This window comes from Myxococcus sp. CA023 (assembly GCF_010998615.1).
GTDB lineage: Bacteria > Myxococcota > Myxococcia > Myxococcales > Myxococcaceae > Myxococcus.
Genome location: NZ_JAAEAH010000076.1, coordinates 35,211 through 44,992 on the forward strand (window position 1 = coordinate 35,211; position 9,782 = coordinate 44,992).

Annotated in this window: 4 protein-coding genes and 1 pseudogene; 2 read left to right on the forward strand and 3 right to left on the reverse strand. The window is 65.5% G+C overall.

The window, feature by feature from the left end:
• Positions 1-133 precede the first annotated feature (133 nt).
• A complete protein-coding gene (locus tag F8M74_RS28840) occupies positions 134-472 on the forward strand; it encodes a hypothetical protein (protein ID WP_141256258.1) in 339 nt (112 codons plus the stop codon).
• 773 nt (positions 473-1,245) lie between these two features.
• On the opposite strand, the gene F8M74_RS28845 is transcribed toward F8M74_RS28840, so the two are convergent.
• Together F8M74_RS28845 and F8M74_RS28850 are read right to left on the reverse strand one after the other, a co-directional pair.
• Positions 1,246-2,655, reverse strand: coding sequence for a hypothetical protein (locus F8M74_RS28845; protein ID WP_141256259.1), 1,410 nt, complete (start codon positions 2,653-2,655; stop codon positions 1,246-1,248).
• Between the two features lie 527 nt (positions 2,656-3,182).
• A pseudogene (locus F8M74_RS28850) lies at positions 3,183-4,185 on the reverse strand (integrase core domain-containing protein).
• A 1,661-nt stretch (positions 4,186-5,846) separates the two neighbouring features.
• Here F8M74_RS28850 and F8M74_RS28855 point away from each other — a divergent pair.
• A complete protein-coding gene (locus tag F8M74_RS28855; RefSeq protein ID WP_141256260.1) occupies positions 5,847-7,259 on the forward strand; it encodes a serine hydrolase in 1,413 nt (470 codons plus the stop codon).
• Between the two features lie 288 nt (positions 7,260-7,547).
• On the opposite strand, the gene F8M74_RS28860 is transcribed toward F8M74_RS28855, so the two are convergent.
• A protein-coding gene (locus tag F8M74_RS28860) for an IS3 family transposase (protein WP_228560345.1) occupies positions 7,548-8,764 on the reverse strand; the annotation gives its coding sequence in 2 pieces (ribosomal slippage) (positions 7,548-8,422 and positions 8,422-8,764; 1,218 coding nt in all).
• Positions 8,765-9,782 lie beyond the last annotated feature (1,018 nt).

A 9,782-nucleotide genomic window follows, 5' to 3' on the forward strand; every position in this document is an offset into this window, starting at 1 on the left:
GGCAGTGCTGACAACGCTCTCGCACGCGAGTTTCGCCGCTGCGCCCAACGAGGTCCGTGTGTGTACAGCGCAAGGCGCCCCGCCGCACGGACTCCCGAGCTGCGTGTGGTCGCTCCCGGCGACGAGCGGAGAGGTGCTGCTCGATACGGCGGGCAGTGCCAGCGCTTCGGAAGTCCACCGGGCAATCTCGGTGAGACGCAAGCCGAAGCTCTCGCCTCACGCCGAGACCGATGCGGAAGGCGCCCTCGCGGCCAACGCCGTGCGGCACTCGACGATCGAGTTCAGCGGCGTGCTCGGCAACGCTCGACCACTCTACGCGCCAGTGACGGTGATGAGCGGCAAGTTCGAGAGCGGCTTCGACGGAATCCACATGGCGATCCACGTGCACGACAGCGGAGGCATCACGTTCGTGTATGAGTTCAAAACGGCTGCGGCCTGTTCTACGACAGCGAGCACGGTTGGTGCACACTGACATAAGTGGCTCCCGCGGCGGTCCAACTGCTGCGTCCGGTCGCCTCGCCTGTCCGTGGAAGGCCAGGCGTGTGCGGCCGTGGGCGGCTCAGACGTCGCCGCTATAGGTGCCCACGAGTTGGATGTGCCCTTCCCCGTCTCCGAGTATGTCGCGTTGACGCTGAGACTCCAGGCTGGAACCTCGGAATGCCACGTGATGGTGCCCGTCCAGTCAGCGGCCAGGAAGGAGCGGATGAAGGAGAGGACACCGCGAGTAGACTGGGCCGAGTTGCTCAGGAGGACGTTCGACTTCGACGTGTTCGCCTGCGTGAGGTGTGGAGGCAGGCGGCGGGTCTTGGCGTACGTGAAGGGGGCCCCCGGGGTGCGGGCGATTCTGGAGCACCTGGGCTTGCCCACGGCCTGTGCGAGGTTGGCCCCGGCACGAGGGCCACCCCAGCCGCGGGGTGTTGAGGCTCAAGACAGCCAACAGGCCCAGGCCCCTGCCACGCACCTGATGGGAGCGCGGCCTGGGCAGGCGTGTACCCCAAGGGGGTTCAAGCGGTCTGTCCACCGGACGGGAGCATCGCTCGGGCGGCCCCGTCAGCGGCCCTCCTCGGCCCCTCCGCTCCAGCCCTCACCCTCAACTGGGCCTCTATCCCGCCTATACGATATCCCGCCTATACGTCATGTCAGCAGGCCGCCCGGCGGGCCAACACAGGGGCGAGTCAAGGCCGGACGGCAGCGCTCGCCCCCGTGTCACTGTCTACGAATGCCCGGGGTCTGGAGCTCGGGGACTCAAAACGTGGGCCTGACCGCGCCCAGGTTGAAGTTCCAATGGGTGCCGTACCAGAGGGCGTTCTTGGGCGTGTTGGCATGGTAGGTGAAGCCGTTCGACCAGGTGATCTGGCAGCGCGCAATGTGCTGCGTGATGTTGAACGAGAACGGCACCGTATCCTTGCAGTTGTTGGGGAAGCGCCACACCGTCTCGTTGGTGGGCATGTTGTTGTTCCGGGAGAGGACCGGGACGCCCCGGACGCCGAAGTTGAGGACCCCGTCCCAGACCAGGGTCGTGGGGTTTCCCACCGTGTACGGCGTCCCGTCATCGGCGGTGTTCATGTTGAACTTCCAGTTTCCCTGCGTGGGCGGGCACTGGTTGATCACCACCCAGTCCGTGAGGGTGATGGTCGTCGTCTTCGACGAGTCGTAGGTGACGGAGACCAAGGCCTCGGGGCCGGAGCCGTCCCTACCGAACGAGACTCCCAGCGAGAAGCCCGTCGTAGCGGACACCGACGACGAGTTGACCGAGTTCTCCGGCGCAGTCTTGTCGATGGCGGAGCCCGAGGGCAGGTTGCTGGAGCTGGGGCCGTAGCTGACCTCGATCTGCTCCTGGTAGTACCCGGAGTCCCAATTATTGGGCTGCGGTGAACCGGTGATGCTGCACCCGGTGCCCACCGTCTGGATTTGGAGGTACTTGTAGTTCGGACTGGTGACGGAATAGAGCCCATACATGAAGTCGACGCTGATCTGCCCCTGGCAGCCGGGCGCGTTCTTCGAATCAGGGCTCCAGGAGTGCGGCAGCAGACCGACGTAGCCCTCATTCTTGGCGTAGTCCGGGATGTTGTTGCTGCCCGGGGCGAAGAAGGACGTCGTCCCCACGAACTGATCCACCTCGGAGAACTTGTCGAGGTGCGTCCGCACGAGCCGGGCCAGCGCCCCGGGATTGCTGGCCACCCGGTAGACCGGCGCGCTCGACTCGTAGTCCGCATAGGCGGGCGTGAAGGCCTTGCGGCTGGCAGCGCCGCCCTCGGGGCTCTTCGCGTGCATGAAGAGACGGGTCTCCTCCTGGGTGAACCTGACCTGCTGCATGCCGTGAGGATCCAGGATGCTGATATAGGAGGCGCGCCGGCTCTTGAGCGGCTGCAGAAGCACGAGCCGCGCGTTGCAGGTGAAGGCCGAGACCTGAGCCATCGCGTCTGGATCAGACATCTCGTAGAGGACGGGGATGCCCTTTTCGAAGGCCTGAGTGATCAGCCCGGCCTTCACGAGCTCCTGCCCGGAGAACTCGAAGCCATTGAGGTAGAGCAGATCCACCCCGGACAGGCTGGCGCCGTCAGCCAGCGAGGCCTGGAAGATGCTCAGCTTCTCATTCTGGCCGACGAGGTCAGCGACAAGGCTGGGAGAACCAATGGAGAGTAGCTTGCTCACGATTTCTGCTCCTGTGTTTTCAGGTGTTGGAGGTGAGAGCGAGTGGCCCTCACGTGCTGCGCCCAGACGGAAGTGCACGCTTGGTGCCAACACCAGCGATAGTGCGGCCTCAGAGCGAGCCCCGCGAGGGCCGCGCTGTGAAGCGAGGCGGCTGCCGGGAACTGACACGTCATCGGCGTGTCACTGACATGTCAGCGGAGCCCAGCGCAGCGCGGGCCTCTTGATGAGACAGCCTGGGCACCATCTGAAGCCGTGGGCCTCGCATACCCGAGAGGCCGGTATACCGAATGCACTTCGAGCCGATATCTCTCCAAATGCTCGAAAGGAGCAGCGCCGCCATTCACATGGCAGCAACCAGGCTGTCCCCTCTCAAGAATCGAGGTAACCCATATGAACTACATTCGCGTCACGATCCGAGCCACCGACGTCGCGTTCGCGCCCTCTCCTCCGCAGATGAGGCAGGGGGACACGGTGACGTTCTTCCTGCAAGAGCAGCAGTGTTCTGCCCCCGTTCTTCGGACCACGCGTTACGAGAGTCCTGCGGCGCTGCTGATGCCGTGCTCGAGGGATGATGCGACGGGGCCGGCATGGGCACGGCGAGCTCCGACCTCCGCAGGTGTCTTGTAGCCCAGACTGCTATGCGGACGCTTCTCGTTGTAGTCGCGCCGCCACGCCTCGATGAGGACGACGGCCTCCCTCCTGGTGGAAAACCACTCCGCTGACAGGCATTCGTCCCGGAAGCGGCCGTTGAAGCTTTCGTTGGTACCGTTCTGCCAGGGCTTGCCTGGAGCGATGTAGGCAGTCTGAATGCCATTGGCCTCCAGCCACCTGCGCAGGGCCTTGGCGATGAACTCGGGGCCGTTGTCGCTTCTGAGGTACTTCGGCGGCCCGTGCACGAAGTTCCAGGTCCACACCGAGTTGATGCCCTCCGGCTTGGGTTGGCGTTGCTGCCCCAGTCGAAGCCGTTTCCTTGGCAGTCTCCGAGAGAGCGCCAGTCCCTCCTTCCTCCAGAGCCGATGCACTCGCTTCACGTTGACCGCGGCCCCCTCGCGCCCCAGCAGGGCCCAGGCTCGCCGGTAGCCGAATCTGGGGCGTGCCCGGGCGATGTTGCGCAACTGCGCCACCAGAGCCGCGTCCTTTGCTTCCTTGCGACTGGCGTAGCCCAGGCTACTGCGGGCCACCTGGAGTAGCGCGCACGCCCGGCGCTGCGACACGCCTTTCCCCATGGCGTGCCGCACCTGCCGACGGCGGACGGGCGCGCTCACCACTTTTTGTGAAGATTTCCTTCATGACCTCGATTTCGAGGTCCCTCTCGGCCAGCAGCTTCTTCAGACGCGCGTTCTCCTTCTCCAACTCCTTGAGCCGCGCCGCATCACTGGCTTCCATGCCCCCGAACTTCTGGCGCCACCGGTAGAGCGTCTGCTCGGCGACGCCGTGCTTCCGGGCCACCTCCACCACGCTGGCCCCAGGCGCCTCCGCCTCCCTCAGGATGCGGACCATCTGCTCCTCGGTAAACCTGCTCTTCCTCACGACCGACCTACCTCCTGGCCGCGAGGACTCTCTCACGCTTCAACTGGTCCGAAAATCGGGGGGGCAGACCAGGTTCCCAGGATGAGCCCCAGCAGCGCTGGGAGCCACCGGGAGCCCTGCTTCCGGGATGGTATGGAGGCGTTCATGGTTTCTTTCGCTTGCGTCCGTTCTTGGATGTGGCGCGCTCAAAAACGGCCTCTGAAGCGCGCCAGGCGAAATGACCATGCAGTCCGCAGGCCAGGACATTCCCAGGCGTCCAGATTGCTTTGACAAGCGATTTGGAGGCCATTGACGCGTCAACGTGCCGAGATTGACTCGCCAATGGCCGAACTGACACACCAGACCCGGAGCGCTCGTCTTCCACGCGCCGAGCACCCACTTCAGCGCCACCACAGCCCACACGAGCCCAGCCAACCACCTGGGTCGCCCGGACGTCACACCGCCCGGAGAATCCTTGCAAGAGCAGCACCTTGAGGAAATTTCTACTTCGACGGCTTCCCGTCCCTGCGCAGCATTTCCTTTGCCACCTCGATGAACAGCCTGAGGGGTGTCGAGCACTGAGCACGACTCGGGTAGTAATGAAAGAACCCCTCGATCCATCGACGAATACGCGTCGAGCACCACGGTCAGCTGCCCTTCGCGGATCTCCTCTTCGAACAGGGATTCTGGAACGTACGCTGCATGAGAGGCACGGCGTCTTCGCCGTCTCCCCCGCCAACGCCGGTGCCCTCCGCGTTTACGAGAGACTCGGCTACCGCCGACTCGGCCTGTAGGCCGGTGCCGAGCCGCCCGTCATCGACATGCGACACGTTCGGTATCGTCGAGCCCTCGCGTGCTCGGCGGGAAGTCGGTGTCGGCGCAAGCCCGCCCCTCGTCGGCCGACCTGTGACGGCCAATGGCTCCGCCATGGGCCGATTCCTTCCCCTACTGCGCTTCGAGCCCTGGCTGCGGGTCCCGCCACGTCGGCCTCCGCACAACGGGACATCTCCAACTCCTTCTCCAGCCCCATGAACGCCTCCATTTCACGAGGCCTGGAGGTTTCACGCCCCCAGGGAGTCCGGCACGACAGGGCACGGTGAACGCTTACGTGGACTGGGCAGAGCTGCGGAGGAGGACGTCCGATGTTGACGTGTTCGCCTGCGTGAGGTGTGGAGGCAGGCTTGAGGGTCTTGGCGTACGTGAAGGGGGCCCCTCAGGGTGCGGGCGATTCTGGAGCACCTGGGCTTGCCCACGGCCTGTGCGAGGTTGGCCCCGGCACCGAGGGCCACCCCAGCCGCGTGGTGTTGAGGCTCAAGACAGCCAACAGGCCCAGGCTCCTGCCACGCACCTGATGGGAGCGCGGCCTGGGAAGGCGTGTACCCCAAGGGGGTTCAAGCGGGCTGTCCACCGGCCGGGAGCATCCCTCGGGAGGCCCCGTCAGCGGCCCTCCTCGGCCCCTCCGCTCCAGCCCTCACCCTCAACTGGGCCTCTATCCCGCCTATACGTGAGAAACCCTCCACAGGCGTGAAGCGCATTGTGCGAATACGCGAATCGCACGGTTGATTTGAGCATTGCGACTTCCAACAAAAGGGAAATTCACCACAATTATTTACAGCACAGAGGGAGCAATGTTCTCGTGAGCATCCCCGTGACCCATACCCGTCCGGGCATGAGGAGCTCCCATGCGCGGTTTCTTGCAATCCATCACATTGGTTGCTGTCTTCCTTGTAGGCCTGTTCACGAGCCGCCCCGCCGCCGCACATGATTCGCTCCGCGAGCGGATCGACACCTTCGTCCGCGCGGAGCAGAAACGACAGAATGTGCCCGGCCTCGCCGTGGGCGTCGTGAGCCACGGAAGGGTCGTGCTGGCAAAGGGGTATGGCTTTGCCAATCTGGAGCATCGGGTTCCTGTCAGCAAGGACACCCTCTTCCAATCTGGCTCCCTGGGCAAGCAATTCACCGCAATGGCGGTGATGCACCAGGTGGAGGCGGGCAGGATTTCGCTCTCCGACAGCATCACGAAGTTCTTCCCCGACGCGCCCGCCAAGTGGCACCCCATCACAGTGCGCCACCTGCTGACGCACACCTCCGGCATCCAGGACCTCGAGGGACTACTCGACGAGCGCAAGGACTACACGGACGAGGAATTCGCGCACTTCATCTACGAGTTGCCCTTGGAGTTTCCCGCCGGTCTACGGTGGAACTACAGCAACTCCGGCTACGTCCTCCTGGGCATCATCGTGAACCGCGTCGCGGGCACCAACTACACCAACGTCCTCGGTGAGCACGTCTTCCGGCCCGCCGGAATGAAGACGGCGCGCGGAATCAGCGAGGCGGACATCATTCCCAACCGCTCGGCCGGCTACCGCGTGGTCCGCGGCGAGGTGAAGAACCAGGAGTGGGTTTCGCCTTCCCTCAACACCACCGGGGACGGTGCGCTCTATTTCTCCGTGAAGGACATGCTGGCCTGGGATGCCGCCGTGGAGCAGCGCTCCATCCTGAGCCCGGAGAGCTGGCAGGAAATCCTGTCCCCCGTGAAGCTCAACAGCGGAGCCACCCAGCCCTATGGCTTTGGATGGGAAATCCTCGAGCGCAATGGCAAGCCCCTGCACCAGCATACCGGTGGGTGGCAGGGCTTCCGAACCACCTACTCCCGCTTCATCGGGGACTCTCTCTCCATCGTCGTGCTGGCCAACTCGAGTGGGTCAAACCCCATGACCTTCGTGGAAGGTATTGCTGCCATCGTCAACCCCGCGCTCGCCGTGCCCCCGCTGACCCCCATCCCGGACCTCGAGCCGCAGGTCACCGCCCGGCTCACCACGCTGCTTGAGCAGGCACGGGCCGGGACGATGGAGCCAGTCGAGTTCGCGTACGCCCCCTGGTGGTTCTGGGGCCAGGCCGTGCCGTTCTATCAGCAACTGCTGCAAAGCCTGGCGCCGGCGGGGCCGCTCGTCCTGGTCAAGCGGGAAGTGGTGGGTGACGACCGCCTCTACACGTACCTGGTGCAGTTCGGGCCCAAGACCCTCCGCTACAGAGTGTCGCTCATCCCGGATGGCCGGGTGTCCGCCTTCCGCCTGAACGAGCACATCCCCTAAGGCCTCGGACTACGACCTCGGGCTGTACGACGACGACTCTCTTGACGCCGTCGCCCTGGCCCACCTCCGCCGCCTCGCCGTGGAGCTCGCTGCCTCCGCGAGGATACCCACCTTGCGGAGGGCCTGGGTGGGAGTGAGCGACAGCACCCACAGGACGGCGGCGTCGACCTGAGCACCGACGCTGGGGTACTGGCGATTGGCCAGATGTGCAGCTTCAACTCCCTCCAGACGTGGTCCATGGCGTTGAGCTCGGGACGCTGTGGAGTTGCCCCCGTCAAATCGGACAGCTCAGGCTTGGAAATTGGCAGTACGGAACTCGCGGGGTGACATCATCTTCAATCCGCGATGAGGGTGGCAGCGGTTGTAGTCGTCGAACCAGGCGGGCAGCTGGGCGAGGACGTGGGGAGCCGAGGGCAACTCATTGACGTACACGTAGTCGCGCTTGAACGTCTTCACGAAAGCCTCGGCCATGCCGTTGCTTTCCGGGGAGTAGGCGGGCGTGGTGCATACCAGCAGGCCGAGGCTCCGGCCGAAATCGCGGGTGTCCGTGGCCGTGTAGACAGGCCCGTTGTCCGACAGCCACTCCACCGGGTGTGGCACCCTCGAGGTGCCCGAGCCGAAGCGGGCCTCCACCGTCTCGGCCATCAAGTCCTGGATGGTGAGGCCGGTGGGGTGCTCGGCGGACGCACGGTACGCGATGAGCTCCCGGTCGCAGCAGTCGAGGCTGAATGCCACCTGAACGCGCTCGCCGTTCCAACAGCGAATTTCGAAGCCGTCGCTGCACCAGCGCAGGTTGGACTTCAACGTGATGATGGTGCCCTCATGGGTGCGTGTCGGCTTACCCGTGTGCCGCTGCAGGAGGAGCTGGGCGTCGCGCATGAGGCGGTAAGCCCGCTTATGGTTGACGGGCGATTTCCCCTCCGCCCGGCGCTGCCGGTTGAGGAGGGCACAGGCTCTGCGGTAGCCGTACGTGGCGCGCTGCTGGGCGACGGCCTTGAGTCCCTCCAGCACCTCGGCGTCGGCATGAGCGCCCAGGCAGCGGGGCTCCCGAGGGCTCAGGGGACGATGCAGGGTGGAGCGGGCCACGCCGAGGGCCCGGGCCACCGCGCTCACAGGATGCCTCCCAGCTTCGACAAGGCCGCGGGCGACAGTAGTTTTTTTTCGCGGGCCAACTCCACCGCGTCCCGGAGCACTTCCGCCTCCTGTGTCTTCTTGCCCAACAGCCGCTGGAGCTCACGCACCTGCGCCTTGAGCGCCTGCACCTCGGACTCGGGTACCACGGCCTCCCCGGCCTGCAGCCCGGATACGCCGCCCGCCTCCTTCAGGTGCCGCCAGCGGAACAACTGGCTGGGGCTGATGCCGTACTTCCGAGCCACCAGGGACACGCTGCTGCCAGGCGTCTCGCTCTCGGTCACCAGGCGCAGCTTCTCCGCCGCTGAGTACCGCCGACGGCGCTTGCCCTTCTCCGCCCCCTCCGGGGCTCCCTCTTGGGTCTTCTTCTCCATCGTCAGACTCGCTTTCTAGCCGAACGAGCCTGTCCGACTCTTCAGGGGGCTACACCACGCTGCTTGGGCAACCAGAGCAGGCGGATGTCCAGCTGCGCAGCAAGGGCCTGCGACCGCTGGGCGGTGTGACAGCTGGCCTGGTCCAGCAGTAGCAGCACCGGTCGGCCCGTATTCGCTGCACGAACCCCGTCTGGCGTCGCTGAGCCGGCGCGCGCAAGGTGGCGCGCATGGCAGACGCGGAGCTGTGGAAGAAGCGAGTCAGGCCCTGCCACGCACCTGAGGGGAGCGCGGCCTGGACAGGCGTGTACCCCAAGGGGGTTCAAGCGGCCTGTCCACCGGACGGGAGCATCGCTCGGGAGGCCCCGTCAGTGGCCCTCCTCGGCCCCTCCGCTCCAGCCCTCACCCTCAACAGGGGCCTCTTCCCGCCTATACGTCAAGTCGCCCCAAGACGCGCTGTGCGGCACCACGGGAGCGCTCGTCGTCGACGGAGACACTGACAGCAACGCGGTCATTGTCGACGGCGCCATCCGTTGGACCGCGGGGCGGGACTGCGGACCGGACACCCGGGCTCCAGCAAGAGAGCGGCCCCACGGGCAAGCGCTGACGAGCACGCCCTCTCGGGGCGACAGCGGAAGTGGCTGCGCAGGAATTCAGAACCGCCGCGTGCGTTGGGAGTTTCGTCACAAGGCTCGTCCTCGCCCGCTGGCGCGAGACTCGGGCCTTCCACTCAAACAGACGCAGGGTCCGCCGTTCAGGTTGGCGCCCGCCACGTCTGGGAGACCGCTCCCGAGCGTGACGGTGTGCCTCTCGCGCGGGGCCCGCTGGAGGCAACGAAGTTTGCGGAAACTCCGAATGGCATTCGCGGTCACGACGTTCTCACTGCTGCTGTCCGCGGCATGCGGCGGTAACGGGACTGGAGATGAGACCGTGCCCGGTGACGGGCCCACCACCCCTGACGAGGGCACCCCTGCCCCATCCACTGGAGCCGGCGAGCCGGAACCCGCCCCCACTCCCGGCG

Bases quoted from the DNA above. Each gene is read 5' to 3' on its own strand.
- F8M74_RS28855 (WP_141256260.1), top strand. From the start codon at position 5,847: ATGCGCGGTTTCTTGCAATCCATCACATTGGTTGCTGTCTTCCTTGTA.